The sequence below is a fragment of the Streptomyces sp. NPDC001532 genome (assembly GCF_040298625.1).
Classification (GTDB): domain Bacteria; phylum Actinomycetota; class Actinomycetes; order Streptomycetales; family Streptomycetaceae; genus Streptomyces.
The window spans coordinates 88,690-101,033 of record NZ_JBEPAL010000017.1; the positions used below are offsets into that span (position 1 = coordinate 88,690).

Here is a 12,344-nt window from a genome sequence, read left to right on the forward strand (position 1 = left end):
CCTCCAGGGACGGGTTCACGGCCGAGGTGGAGGGCAGACGCGCCGCCTCCAGGGACGGGTTCACGGTCGGGCCGGGGGTCGGCGTGCCGCCTTGGGGGCCGATTGACGGTCGGGCCGGGGGCCGTCGTGCCGCCTCCGAGGCCGGTTTGTGGCCGGGGCCCTGGGTCGGCCTGCCGCCTCCGGGGCCGCTTCACGGCCGGGGCCGAGAGCCGACGTACGGCCTTCGGGGCCGGTTCACGGTCGGGCCGGGGGTCGGCGTGCCGCCTCCGAGGCCGGTTCACGGCCGGGCCGAGGGCCGAGGCGCCGCCTCCGAGGTCGCTTCACGGCCGGGGGCCGAGAGCCGACGTACCGCCTCCGGGGCCGCCTCACGGCCGGGGATCGACGCGCCGCCACCGAGGGCGCGCGCCGGTGCCCCGGCGGCCGGCGACGGAGGCGCAGCGCGGGCACAGTCGCCGTACCCGGTCCGCGGCGCCGCCGGACTCCGGGATCGTGTCCTGCCAGGTGACGTGCGGGAACCGGATCAGCCGGGACCGGCTCAGGGACAGCCCGCACACCGTCTCGTTCCGGCCCGGCTGCCAGGCGTGCACCTCGCCCGCGGGCAGCCGCCAGCGGCCCTCCTCCTCGTCGGTCCACTGCCCGGAGGCGGCGACGGCGTACTGCCGCGGCTGTGCCATGACACCCTCAGCTCCCTCCCGGTCACCCGCGCCTCCGCACCTCAGCCGGTCGCGTCGTCGCCCCGCACCCGCACCCGTTCCTCCAGCCGCCGCAGGCTGCCGTCGAGCGCGTCCCGCACCGCCTGCTCGCCCGGGTCGTGGCTGTCCTCGAAGAAGGACAGGTGCACCGTCACCTCGCTGGCCCCGCTGCCGATCCCGGCGACCTGTAACCAGCCGGTGTAGCTGCCCTGCTCACGGGTGCCCCATTCGAGCCGCATCTGCTCGGGCCGCGCGCGGAACAGGGCCGAGGTGTCCTCGTCGGTGCGGTCCTCGTGCACGGTGACGGCGGGCAGTGCCTGCGGCCGCACATGCAGCTCGTCCGGCAGCCAGGTGTCCAGCTGCCCCACGTCGGCTGCCTGGTCGAAGACCTGCTCCGGCTGCGCGGACATCGTGCGGGAACGCTCGTACTCGGTCATGGCGGCACCGTCCTCGGCTCGGGGGCGTACAGCCGACCGCGTGCCCGACTTACGCCGACATAAGCACGCAGGGCAGGACAGGGCGGCGGCGCGGGCCGACCATGAGAGAGGGGGACGGCGTCGCCGGACCGCATCACCCGGCGCGCCGGGATCTCTCCGGCCTTCCGCACCCTCCCGCTCAAGGAGTCGCCATGCCCATGCTCCTCATCAAGGGCTTCTACGCCATCAAGGAGTCCCAGCCGGACGGGGACACGGTCCACTTCACGGCGGACGACCCGGCCGAGTGGAGCCTCGTCGGCGGCGGGCGCGGACGCGCCGTCGAACACGGCGCGGGCCGTGCGAAGCTGCGGCTGGAAGGGGTCGACGCGCTGGAGACCCACTACGGCCCGGCCCGCGACCACCAGCCGCCGCAGTTCGCCCACGCGGCCCGCGACGAGCTGCTGACCTGGCTCGGTTTCACCGACGTCCAGCGTCTGCCGAACGAGACCGTGACCGCGACGACACCCGAGACGGTGCCCGGTTTCGTCCTCACCCGCGGTGCCGACGTCCACGGCCGCTGCATCGCCCTCGCCGGACGCGGACAGCCGCCCGGCGCCAGCGGCCTGGAGATGGACGTGGACGTACCCCTGCTGCGGACCACGGTCAACCACCATCTGCTCGCCACGGGTCTGGCCTATCCGACCTTCTACCGCAGCCTCTTCCCCGGACTGCGCACGGAGCTGGCCACCGTGGCCAAGGAGGCACGGCAGGCGGGCCGCGGCCTGTGGCCCGCCGACACCACCACGACCGGAGCGAAGATCACCGGCCTGGCCTCGATCACCTGCGACGCCGTGCTCCTGCCCAAGCTGTTCCGCCGCCTGGCCGACTACCTCCACATCGGCACGCTGCCGGTCGCCTGCGTCCCCGCCTACCTGGCCGGCGTCCAGGACCGCTACTCCATCCTCTCCACCGGTGAACGCCGCATCGGCCTCCACCACATCGTCGAGGTCGAGAACGGTCACACGCTGCGGATGACGCGCCGGCCGGAGGACCTGCTGTTCGAGGACGACTGAACCTCCTTCGGCCCGAGGGCGGGCAAGGCCCGGTGGACAAGCCTTCGTCACCACCATTGCCGACGGTTACACACCTCGCTATGTTAACCGGAAATCACATCGGTGCGACGACTGTCGACCCGCACCATGTCGCACAAAAGGCAAGTCTGCGAAGGCATTTGGACCCCTTAGGCCCATCAGGGAAGCAGGTAAGTCAATGGAGAACCTCAGCAGGCGAAAGGCTCTGTCGCTGGGTGTGGCGCTCGGCCTCGTGGGTGTGGCGAACCCCGTCCAGGCGCTGGCGTCGACGGGCTCGGCGACCGGAGCCGCCGCGGGGACCGGCCCGGAGTGGATCTGGGACGACGCGGCGGACCCTCTGATGGCCTCGATGCTGGAGAACGGCCACGTCCCGGCGATCAACACCGCGTGGGCGTCGTGGGTGAACAACGACGACCCGCTGCCCAGCGGCCTGCCGGCCGACTTCACCGCGTACCTGCGGCAGGTCAACCGGCTTCCTACCTGGGCCGACCAGGCCAAACTGGCCCGCGCCGCCGACTTCAACCGGCGCCGGGACACGTACCTGTTCATGCTGTACGGGCTCGGCAGCGGCATCATGAGCACCGTGATCCCGCGCGAGGCCAAGAGCGTCTACTGGTCCGCGGGCGGCGCCGACATGCAGGACCGCGCGGCCAAGACGTTCACCTTCGGCTACGACCTGTCCGAACTGGGGGCCTTCACACCGTCCGGGCAGTTCGTCGTCACGGCCAACAAGACCCGCGTGGTGCACGCCGCGGTGCGTCACCTGCTGCCGCAGTCGCCGCACTGGCGGGCGGTCGCCGACGAGACCATCCCGATCAGCGCCGCCGACATCCTGGTCACCTTCCACAGCCTGGGCACCTACGTGCACCGGAAGCTGCTCGACTGGAAGATCCCGTACCCGGCCGCGGACCAGGAGGCCTTCCTGCACTCGTGGCAGGTCGCCGTCCACCTGCTCGGTGTGCCCTACGAGCACATCCCGCGGACCTGGGCCGAGGCCGAGGCGCAGTCGGCGCGGGTGCTCACCCCGATCCTCAGCCCCTCGACCGAGGGCATCGCCCTGGCCGAGGAACTGCTCGGCCTGACGGCGCAGATAGACCTCGGCGTGACCCGCGGTTTCCTGAACGAGTTCGTGCGCTATGTCCTCAGCAACGAGGTCGGCGACTGGCTGGGACTGAAACGCGACTACGCGGCGGCGGCCCTGGTCCGCACCGGATGGCCGGCGTTCATCCTGTTCCGTGAGGGCCTGTCGCCCGTCATGCCCGGCACGTTCTACATGTTCGACCAGTTCGTGCGCGCCCTGGCCATGCTGTTCCTGAACAAGGGCGGTTCGGGAACCACCACCCCCATCACGATCCCCACCGGCAACAGGGCGGGCTGAGCCGCCGCTCCGACCGCACCGGCCCGCCCCGCGGCAGACGAACCGAGGGGCGGGCATCGGCGTGCCCGTCGTACGGGTGCCTCACGGCACGGCACGGCACGGCGCCGGCATCTCGCCGCCAGACGCCAGACGCCAGACGCCAGACGCCAGACGCCGGACGCCGACGGACGCCTACGAGCGTTCAGAGGCCCAGCGCGGCCACGACGAGAGCGGTCACGGCCTCACGGTGGCCGGGGCCGTCCCGCCACCGCAGGGTGCGTCCCGCCTCGACCACCACGCCGAACCCCGCGTGCACCAGCACCCTGGCCTGGCGCGGGTCCAGCTCCGGCCGGGCCAGCCGCAACTGCTGCTCCCAGAGGGCGATGTGCTCCCGCTGCGCGAGGACCACGGGCCTGCGCAGATCGACCGGCAGCCCGGCGAGCTCGGCCTCGGCGACACTGTTCAGCTCGGTGTGCTCGAAGCTGTACGCCACATACGTCGCCGCCAGCGCGACCACCGCGTCGTGCGGGTCGGCCACCTCGCGCAGATTCTGCTCCACCCCCTGGGCCAGCAGTCCCGCCGCCTGGAGACACGCCGCCGCCAGGATGTCGATCTTGCCGGGGTAGTGACGGTAGAGCGCGGACGGGGTCAGCCCCACCGCTTCCGCGATCTGTCCGTTGGTGACATTGGCGAATCCGTCGCGGGCGAACAGCGGGATGGCGGCCGCGAGGATCTCCGCCCGTCGCGTGCGCGGCACCGGCCGGGCGGGCAGCTCGACGGGGTGCGCGCCCGGCCGGCCCGCCGCCGGATCGGTCGCGGCCACGCCCAGCGCGGACGCCAGCAGCAGTTCCTCGGCCCGGCGTTGGGCGATGGAGATGTGGTGCATCGTGATCGAGCCGATCGCACCGAGCGCCGCCATGGCCCGCAGCCGCGCCATGGCCCGCGGGCGCGCGTCGGGGAGGGGATGCTCGCGCCGTACCGCCTCGTCGACCCGCTCCACCAGGCGCGCGAACTTCACCCCGAGACGCCGGCGGTCCTCGCCATCGAGGTACCGGGCCTCCCAGCGGTACACGCCGCCCGACGCGCGATGGGCGAGGGTGACCCGGGTGAGCGCGGTGAGCACATCCGTCAGGCTCGCCCCGGACGGCACCTCGTCGAGCGCGGCGACCAGCCTGTCCACCATCACATGGGCGCACTCCGCGAACAGCGCGTACTTGTTCGGGAAGTGCCGGTACAGAGCGGCCGCGGTGATGCCCACACCGGCGGCGACCTCCTCCATGGACGCCTTGTGGTAGCCGCGCTCGCTGAAGACCCGCCCGGCCGCGTCGACGATGAGCTGCTTGCGGTTGCGAGGCCGGGTGGCCGCGGTCGGATCGGCGGTCGCGGCCGAACGGGCGGGCGGGGAGGCGGGGGCCATGCGGAGCAGTCAATCACAGGCCGTCACAGGGCCGTGCGGAGCTGCCCGAGCGGCCGGGGCGGTCGGTCAGCTGAAGGTGAGGACCGGCTTGACCACGCCGCCGTTCCGCATCGCGGCCACAGCGGCGTCGATGTCCTCGAACGGGAACGTGGCGACCAGCTTCTCCAGCGGCAGCAGACCACGCCGGTGCAGACCGACCAGCTCGGGGACGAAGCGCCCGGGATCGGAGTCCCCCTCGATCACCCCGTGCACGCGGACGCCCTTGGAGAGCAGGCCCATCACATCGAACGCCACCTCACCACCGAGGCCGAGGAGGGCGAGTTCGCCGCGCGGGCGCAGCGCGCCGACGGCCCGGCGGGCCATCTCCGGACGTCCGGTGGTCTCGACGACGTGGTGCGCACCACCGCCGGTGAGGTCGCGCACCGCCGCCACCAGGCCTTCGCCGGGGGCCAGGGCCGCCTTGGCGCCGAGCTCGACGGCCAGGGCGCGGCGGGAGGCGACCGGGTCGACGGCCACCACCGGGTCGCAGCCCGCCGCCACCGCGGCCATCAGCGCGCTCAGCCCGACCCCGCCCGCGCCCAGGACGACCAGCGAGGAGCCCGGTTCGGGGCGCAGCCGGTTGAGCACGGTGCCCGCGCCCGTCTGCCCGCTGCACCCCAACGGCGCGACGATGGCGGCGGGCAGGTCGGAGGGCACCTTGACGACGCCGCGCTCGTGGACGACGGCGTGTGTGGCGAAGCTGGACTGGCCGAAGAAGCCGGCGTGCAGCGGTGCGCCGTCGACGGAGAACGGAGTGGTGCCGTCGGCGCGTCCACCGGAGAGGTTCAGCGCCCGCGCGGCGCGGCAGTAGGCCGGGTGGTCCGCCGCGCACTGCTCGCAGGCGCCGCAACTGGCGAAGGTGAGGCAGACATGGTCTCCCGGCACCACGCCGGTCACCTCCGCGCCCACCGCCTCGACGCGGCCGGCGCCCTCGTGGCCGAAGACCATCGGGGTGAGGTGCCGGGGCCAGGTGTCCCGCATGCCCAGGTCGGTGTGGCAGATGCCGGCAGCGGTCATCCTCACCAGCACCTCGCGCGGCCGCGGGTCCTCGAGGTCCGCTTCCCGCAGGGTGAAAGGGGCGCCCGGCGCCTCGACGACCGCGGCACGGACGCGTCTCACGCGCCCTCCGCGGCGCGCGGGCCGCCGGCCGGGGTCTCGGGGGCGCGTTCGAGGAAGAAGTAGTAGTACGGGCCCTCGGGGGCGATCCCCTTGCCGTTCATGATCCCCATCAGCGTGGTGTCGTCGACCTGCTTGAAGTGGTCGAGGACCGGCCGGCCGTCGTAGACCATGGTGGCCGTCGTCTCGCCGCGGAACTCCACGGTCCACAGGCTCGCCTCGCCCTGGCCGAGCTCGCGGTTGGAGTACAGCTCGCCCGTCGCGTCCCGGCAGATCAGCGGCTTGGCGTCGTGCACGGAGGCGAAGGTCTTGCCGTACCAGTCGACCTTCGCCAGCGTGCCCTCGAGGGGATGGCCGGTGCGGAACTCGCCGCCTTCCCACGCACCGAGGATCTCCTCCGGGCGGACCGTCGCCAACGCGGCCCAGATCTCGTCGAGTTCGGCGGCCTCGACCAGGCCGTCCCGCTCCCGGAGCTCCTTGAAGCGGGTGCGGGCCTCCAGCGCGTCCATGCGGGGTCCTCTCGTCGGTACCGACACCGGGGGAGTGGAGCATCAGGTGCTTAGCGGTCGATCAGTGCCGCCGGGCGTCCGGCAGCCGATCTGATGCCACTTTCCCGGTGTCGGCCCACAAACACAAGGGAAAAAGCCGGAGTTGACCGACCGTCAACCTCTCCGCTCTTTAGTGAACGCTCAGTAAGCAGGCGACCCTGCGGCGTGCGCTTCGCGCACGAGGTGCATCCCCCGGAGATCGCCTACGACTGCTGGACCAGCGTCATCGCGCGGCTCCCACGACGAGGTCGGCCGCCTTCTCCGCGGCCATGATCGTGGGCGCGTTGGTGTTGCCCCGCGTCACCGTCGGGAACACGGAGGCGTCGACGACCCGGAGCCCCGCCACGTCGTACACGCGGAGCTCGGGGTCGACCACCGCGCCGATGGCACAGGTCGACGTCGGGTGGTAGAGCGTCTGTCCGACGCGCCGGGCCCAGGCGAGGAGCTCCGCGTCGGAGTCCGAGGCGGACGGCGCGTCGCCGAAGGTCCCCGTGACGAGGTCCGCCACCGCCGGCTGTGAGGCGATGTCCAGGCCGATCCGCGTGCCGGCGACGATCGCGTCCCGGTCCTCGGCGGTCGTGAGGTAGTTGTGGACGATCCGCGGTGCGGCGTCCGGGCGCGCGGAGCGCAGCGTCACCGCTCCTCGGCTCGTCGGGGCCAGCACACAGGGGCCGAAGGAGAGGCCGTGCTCGGTGACGGCGCCGAGTCCCTCCTGGTGGAAGAGGACGGGCGCGGCGTGGAACTGGACATCCGGTGCGTCCAGTCCGTCCCGGCTGCGGAAGAAACCGCCCGCCTCACCGATGTTGGAGGTCAGCGGGCCGCGTCCCGCGCTCTGCAGCAGCTCCGCGTTCTCCGGGGTCGCCGCCGACAGGAGCGAGTCGACGGCCGTCGGGAAGTTCAGCAGGGTCATGTAGTGGTCCTGGAGGCCTTGGCCGACGGGCAGATCGCGGACGACGCCGATGCCGAAGGCGCCGAGCACGGCGGCCGGGCCGATGCCGGACAGCATCAGCAGCTTCGGCGACTCGTAGGCGCCCGCGGACAGGATCACCTCGCGCTCGGCCCGGACGACGTCGACGACGCCGCCCCGCTCGAACTCCACGCCGGTCGCCCGGCCGCCCTCGATCAGCACGCGGTGGGCGCGGGCCATGGAGAGCACGGTGAGGTTCGGGCGGGCGAGGGCGGGATGCAGATAGGCGACGGCGGTGCTGCAGCGCATGCCGCCGCGCTGGGTGAGCTGGTAGCGGCCGACGCCGAACTGCGTCTCGCCGTTGAAGTCGTCGTTCGTCTTGTGCCCGGCCTGCACGGCGGCCTGCACGAAGGCCGAGGGGAGCGGATGCCCGGACCTGCCGTCGCTGACCGTCAGCGGTCCGCCCGTGCCGTGGAACGCGTCCTCGCCGCGCTCGTTGTCCTCGGACCGCTTGAAGTACGGCAGCACGTCGTCGTACCCCCAGCCGGTGGCCCCGGCCGCGGCCCAGCCGTCGAAGTCGGCGCGGTTGCCCCGGATGTAGATCATGGCGTTGACGGAGCTGCAACCGCCGAAGACCTTGCCGCGCGGCAGATAGGTCCGCCGGCCGCCGAGCCCCGGCTCAGGGTCGGAGTCGAGGTCCCAGTCGAGCCCGGACTTGAACAGCTGGGGGAAGGCGGCCGGAACATGGATCTCCTGGGCGGAGTCGGGTCCGCCCGCCTCGATCAGGGCCACCCGCGCACCGGGGTCCTCCGAGAGCCGCGCCGCGAGCACACAGCCCGCGGATCCGGCGCCGACGATGACGTAGTCGTACATGCTCATCCCGTCCCTTGAACGAAACCGCGTGGCGACGAACGAAGAAAGCCCACCCGGCCCGCAAGGACCGGTGACGTCCACGGTGCGCCGGATCGAGCACCCGCGCGAGCAAATCCAACTGGTCGGCCGGAACCGGCTGTTGTCTCCCGCAGACGCGCGGTCGGCCGAAGGCCGGGTCGTGACCCCGGAGCGGCTCCGGCGCCGCCTCGTCGACCGAAGGTTCGTCCGCGCGGACACCCGAAGCTCGTGCCGCACCTCGAGGCCGTGGAACGAGGGGCCCAGCGATGTTCCTCACAGTCTTCGAGTCGGGCCCGTGCCGGTTGTAAAGTGAGGACCGCCCTTGACCTGCGCAAAGCAGGCGGGGAGCAGAGGAATCGGGAGTCTTTTCATGTTCCGGACAATGTTCAAGTCCAAGATCCACCGAGCCACCGTCACCCAGGCCGACCTGCACTACGTGGGATCCGTGACGATAGACGCCGACCTGCTCGACGCCGCCGATCTGCTGCCCGGTGAGCTGGTTCACATCGTCGACATCACCAACGGCGCGCGCCTGGAGACGTACGTGATCGAGGGTGAGCGCGGCTCCGGCGTCGTCGGTATCAACGGTGCCGCGGCCCATCTCGTCCACCCCGGAGACCTGGTGATCATCATCAGTTACGCTCAGGTCTCCGACGCCGAGGCGCGGGCGCTGAAGCCGCGGGTGGTGCACGTGGACCACGACAACCGCATCGTGGACCTGGGCAGCGACCCGGGCGCGCCGGTGCCGGGCTCGGACCAGCAGCGCACCCCGCAGGCCGTGCAGGCCTGACCGACGGACCAGGAGCGTCCCATGAGCGACATCGAAATCCGCGACGACCGGGCGGCGGGGCGCCTGGAGGCCCTCGGTGAGGGCGAAGTCGTCGGCCACATCGAGTACTTCGTCCTCGAATCGCCCGCGCGCGCCCTGGTCCCCGTCCACACCATCGTGGAGCCCGCCCACGAGGGCAAGGGCATCGCGGGCTCGCTGGCACGCGAGCTGTACGCCCTCGCCGAGCGCGAGGGCGTCCCCGTCGCCCCGCTCTGCCCGTACGTCGTCAAGTGGGCCGAACGCCACCCCGACGAGGCCCCCGAGGCCGACCCCGAGCTGCTGCGCGCGGCGAAGGCCTGGCTGGTGGCCCACCCCGGCCGGTTCTGAGCGAAGCCCCGCGCCGAGCATGCTCGCCCTGCTGCACACCTCGCCCCTCCACGTGCCGGTCTTCGACGCCCTGCGGGACGAGGACCGGCCGGGGCTGCCACTGCGGCACCTGGTCCATGAGGAACTGCTGGACCGGGCCCGGCGCGACGGCCCCGACGCGGTCGCCGACGCGGTGCGGACCGTGATCGCCCGCGCCGTCGCCGACGGGGCCCGCGCGGTGCTGTGCACCTGCTCGACCATCGGCGGCGTCGCCGAGGCGGCCGCCGACGGCGTGCCCGTGCTGCGCGTCGACCGTCCGATGGCGGCCGCCGCGGTGGCCGCCGGTCCGCGTGTCGTGGTGCTCGCCGCACTGGCGAGCACCCTCGGCCCCACGGCCGCCCTGATCGAGGAGGAGGCCCGCCGCGCCGGACGCCCGGTCGAGGTGCGCACCCGGCTGGTGGACGGTGCCTGGTCCCGCTTCGAGGCGGGCGACAGCGAGGGGTACGCCCGCCTGGTGGCAGCCGCCGCCGACGCGGCCGGCGACGCCGACGTGATCGTCCTCGCGCAGGCCTCCATGGCGCCCGCCGAGCGGCTGACGACGACTGCGGTGCCGGTGCTGTCCAGCCCTCGTCCCGGCCTGGCGGCGGCCGCCGAGGCGGCGCTCCCCGCGTGAGCCGGTGCGGCCACCCGGGGTGCCCTGATGGCGCCCTCGGGTGACTGCGGGGCCGGACGCCGGGTAGGCGGGGGAGTAGTCCAGAGCCAACGATCACCGACTGGCCGGAGGACCCCGTGACCAACCCGTACCCGGATCCCGTACAGCCCCCGCCGACCCCCGGCCCTGACCCGGCCCACCCCGAACCGCCCCCGGGCCCCGTCCCGGCCCCCGAACCACCGGGCCCCGCCCCGACCCCACCGGCCCCACCCGCGCCGGGCCCGCCCCCCGGCCCCACCCCGGTCCCCGACCCGACCCCGTCCCCGATCCCCCCGGGCCCCGAACCGGTCCCGAACCCGGAACCGGGCCCACCCCTGACCTGACCGACGAGAACAAGAGCGAGAGCGAGAGCAGGAGAAAGCGGCGGGCGGCATCGAGACACCGCCCACCGCATCACCCTTCAGGGGCGCGGGGAACCGCGCGAACACCCCCTACGTACCCGCTCCCGCACCTGATCAAGCTCCGGCTCCGGCTCCGGCACCGGCACCGGCTCCCGCCCGGCGCCGAGCCGCCGAGCCGCCGCCAGGCCTACGCCGAGACCTCCGAGCGATCCCCGCCCCACAGCGTGTGGAACGACCCCTCCTGATCGGTCCGCCGGTACGTGTGCGCCCCGAAGAAGTCCCGCTGCCCCTGCGTGAGCGCCGCGGGCAACCGCTCGGCCCGCAGTGCGTCGTAGTACGCCAGCGCCGCCGCGAACCCCGGCGTCGGCACACCCTGCCGGGTCGCGGCGACCAGCACGTCCCGCCAGTCGTCCTGCGCCGCGGCGATCTCCTGCGCGAACGTCTCGTCGGACAGCAGGCTCGGCAGGTCGGGCCGGGCGTCGTAGGCCGAGCGGATCCGGTCCAGGAACGCCGCGCGGATGATGCAGCCGCCGCGCCAGATCGCGGAGACGGCACCGAGGTCGATGTCCCAGCCGTACTCCTCGCTGCCCGCCGCGATCTCGTGGAAGCCCTGGGTGTACGACACGATCTTCGAGGCGTACAGCGCCTGCTCGACGCGGTCCGCGAAGGCCGCCGCCTCCGCCTCGCCGAGCGGCGACGGCGTGGGACCGGCCAGCCCGCGCGAGGCCTCCCGCAGCGCCGCGTGCCCGGACAGCGACCGCGCGAAGACCGCCTCGGCGATGCCGGACACCGGGACGCCCAGGTCGAGGGCGATCTGCACGGTCCAGCGGCCGGTGCCCTTCTGCTCCGCCTGGTCCACCACGACGTCCACGAACGGCCGGCCCGTCGCCGCGTCCACGTGCGACAGCACCTCGGCGGTGATCTCGATCAGGTAGGAGTCCAGCCGCCCGGTGTTCCAGGTGCGGAAGATCTCCGCGATCTGCGCCGGGGAGTAGCCGGCGACGTCGCGGAGCAGCTGGTAGGCCTCGCCGATCAGCTGCATGTCGGCGTACTCGATGCCGTTGTGCACCATCTTCACGAAGTGTCCGGCGCCGTCGGGACCGACGTGCGTCACGCAGGGCGCCCCGTCCGCCGCCTTCGCGGAGATCTTCTCCAGCATCGGGCCCAGCGAGTCGTACGACTCCTTCGAGCCACCCGGCATGATGCTCGGCCCGTGCAGCGCGCCCTCCTCGCCGCCGGAGATGCCGGTGCCGACGAAGTGGATGCCCCGCTCGCGCAGTTCGCGCTCCCGGCGCCGGGTGTCGGCGAAGTGCGCGTTGCCGCCGTCGATGATCATGTCGCCGGGCTCCAGCAACGGCGCGAACTCCTGGATCACGGCGTCGGTCGGCTCACCGGCCTTGACCATGACGACCAGCCGGCGGGGCCGCTCCAGCGCCGCCACGAACTCCTTGGCGGTCTCGGCCGCGATGAACTCGCCCTCGCTCCCGAACTCCTCCACCAGCGCGTGCGTGCGCGCCGCCGTCCGGTTGTGCACGGCGACCGTGTAGCCGTTGCGTGCGAAGTTGCGGGCGAGGTTGCGGCCCATGACCGCGAGACCCGTGACGCCGATCTGGGCTGACGTGCTCATACGGTTGGCTCCTAGCTGTCCGGACATCGGGTGGTGCCAGTCGTGCTCTGCGTAC

Annotated in this window: 12 protein-coding genes; 5 read left to right on the plus strand and 7 right to left on the minus strand. The window is 72.9% G+C overall.

Translation table 11 applies throughout. From position 1 onward, the window contains the following. Nucleotides 1-365 precede the first annotated feature (365 nt). Together ABT232_RS17885 and ABT232_RS17890 are read right to left on the minus strand one after the other, a co-directional pair. Nucleotides 366-674: a hypothetical protein gene (locus ABT232_RS17885; protein ID WP_351840867.1), complete on the minus strand. Its 309-nt coding sequence runs from the start codon at nt 672-674 to the stop codon at nt 366-368. Between the two features lie 41 nt (nt 675-715). Further along, nucleotides 716-1,129: an SRPBCC family protein gene (locus tag ABT232_RS17890; RefSeq protein WP_351840868.1), complete on the minus strand. Its 414-nt coding sequence runs from the start codon at nt 1,127-1,129 to the stop codon at nt 716-718. Nucleotides 1,130-1,320: 191 nt separating this feature from the next. On the opposite strand from ABT232_RS17890, the gene ABT232_RS17895 reads away from it, so the two are divergent. Continuing rightward, complete coding sequence (locus ABT232_RS17895; protein ID WP_351840869.1) at nt 1,321-2,181, plus strand: thermonuclease family protein; 861 nt, start codon at nt 1,321-1,323, stop codon at nt 2,179-2,181. A 196-nt stretch (nt 2,182-2,377) separates the two neighbouring features. Continuing rightward, nucleotides 2,378-3,577 (plus strand): oxygenase MpaB family protein, encoded by a 1,200-nt coding sequence (locus tag ABT232_RS17900; RefSeq protein WP_351840870.1) that lies wholly within the window; start codon nt 2,378-2,380, stop codon nt 3,575-3,577. A gap of 181 nt (nt 3,578-3,758) precedes the next feature. Here ABT232_RS17900 and ABT232_RS17905 read toward each other — a convergent pair whose 3' ends face one another. From ABT232_RS17905 to ABT232_RS17920, 4 genes are all read right to left on the minus strand, one after another. Then, nucleotides 3,759-4,973, minus strand: coding sequence for a TetR/AcrR family transcriptional regulator (locus tag ABT232_RS17905; RefSeq protein WP_351840871.1), 1,215 nt, complete (start codon nt 4,971-4,973; stop codon nt 3,759-3,761). Nucleotides 4,974-5,039: 66 nt separating this feature from the next. Beyond that, the gene (locus ABT232_RS17910) at nt 5,040-6,131 is read right to left on the minus strand and encodes an NAD(P)-dependent alcohol dehydrogenase (protein WP_351840872.1); all 1,092 of its coding nucleotides are present in this window, start codon (nt 6,129-6,131) and stop codon (nt 5,040-5,042) included. Then, nucleotides 6,128-6,637: a DUF4334 domain-containing protein gene (locus ABT232_RS17915; protein WP_351840873.1), complete on the minus strand. Its 510-nt coding sequence runs from the start codon at nt 6,635-6,637 to the stop codon at nt 6,128-6,130. Before ABT232_RS17915 ends, ABT232_RS17910 begins: the two co-directional genes overlap by 4 nt. 262 nt (nt 6,638-6,899) lie before the next feature. Next, the gene (locus ABT232_RS17920) at nt 6,900-8,462 is read right to left on the minus strand and encodes a GMC family oxidoreductase (RefSeq protein ID WP_351840874.1); all 1,563 of its coding nucleotides are present in this window, start codon (nt 8,460-8,462) and stop codon (nt 6,900-6,902) included. A gap of 382 nt (nt 8,463-8,844) precedes the next feature. Here ABT232_RS17920 and panD point away from each other — a divergent pair, with 382 nt between their 5' ends. The 3 genes from panD to ABT232_RS17935 are packed head-to-tail and all read left to right on the plus strand — an operon-like array spanning nt 8,845 to nt 10,282. Then, the gene (gene panD / locus ABT232_RS17925) at nt 8,845-9,264 is read left to right on the plus strand and encodes an aspartate 1-decarboxylase (RefSeq protein WP_351840875.1); all 420 of its coding nucleotides are present in this window, start codon (nt 8,845-8,847) and stop codon (nt 9,262-9,264) included. A gap of 21 nt (nt 9,265-9,285) precedes the next feature. Then, nucleotides 9,286-9,630: a GNAT family N-acetyltransferase gene (locus ABT232_RS17930; RefSeq protein ID WP_351840876.1), complete on the plus strand. Its 345-nt coding sequence runs from the start codon at nt 9,286-9,288 to the stop codon at nt 9,628-9,630. Between the two features lie 19 nt (nt 9,631-9,649). Next, nucleotides 9,650-10,282 carry an aspartate/glutamate racemase family protein gene (locus tag ABT232_RS17935; protein WP_351840877.1) on the plus strand — a complete coding sequence of 211 codons (633 nt, stop codon included), beginning with the start codon at nt 9,650-9,652 and terminating at the stop codon, nt 10,280-10,282. Nucleotides 10,283-10,849: 567 nt separating this feature from the next. Here the strand turns inward: ABT232_RS17935 and gnd are convergent. Next, nucleotides 10,850-12,289: an NADP-dependent phosphogluconate dehydrogenase gene (gene gnd, locus ABT232_RS17940; protein ID WP_351840878.1), complete on the minus strand. Its 1,440-nt coding sequence runs from the start codon at nt 12,287-12,289 to the stop codon at nt 10,850-10,852. Nucleotides 12,290-12,344: the final 55 nt, after the last annotated feature.

Coding starts and splice junctions, on each gene's coding strand:
- ABT232_RS17885 (WP_351840867.1), bottom strand. CDS start 674: ATGGCACAGCCGCGGCAGTACGCCGTCGCCGCCTCCGGGCAGTGGACC.
- ABT232_RS17890 (WP_351840868.1), bottom strand. CDS start 1,129: ATGACCGAGTACGAGCGTTCCCGCACGATGTCCGCGCAGCCGGAGCAG.
- ABT232_RS17895 (WP_351840869.1), top strand. CDS start 1,321: ATGCCCATGCTCCTCATCAAGGGCTTCTACGCCATCAAGGAGTCCCAG.
- ABT232_RS17900 (WP_351840870.1), top strand. CDS start 2,378: ATGGAGAACCTCAGCAGGCGAAAGGCTCTGTCGCTGGGTGTGGCGCTC.
- ABT232_RS17905 (WP_351840871.1), bottom strand. CDS start 4,973: ATGGCCCCCGCCTCCCCGCCCGCCCGTTCGGCCGCGACCGCCGATCCG.
- ABT232_RS17915 (WP_351840873.1), bottom strand. CDS start 6,637: ATGGACGCGCTGGAGGCCCGCACCCGCTTCAAGGAGCTCCGGGAGCGG.
- ABT232_RS17920 (WP_351840874.1), bottom strand. CDS start 8,462: ATGAGCATGTACGACTACGTCATCGTCGGCGCCGGATCCGCGGGCTGT.
- panD (WP_351840875.1), top strand. CDS start 8,845: ATGTTCCGGACAATGTTCAAGTCCAAGATCCACCGAGCCACCGTCACC.
- ABT232_RS17930 (WP_351840876.1), top strand. CDS start 9,286: ATGAGCGACATCGAAATCCGCGACGACCGGGCGGCGGGGCGCCTGGAG.
- ABT232_RS17935 (WP_351840877.1), top strand. CDS start 9,650: ATGCTCGCCCTGCTGCACACCTCGCCCCTCCACGTGCCGGTCTTCGAC.
- gnd (WP_351840878.1), bottom strand. CDS start 12,289: ATGAGCACGTCAGCCCAGATCGGCGTCACGGGTCTCGCGGTCATGGGC.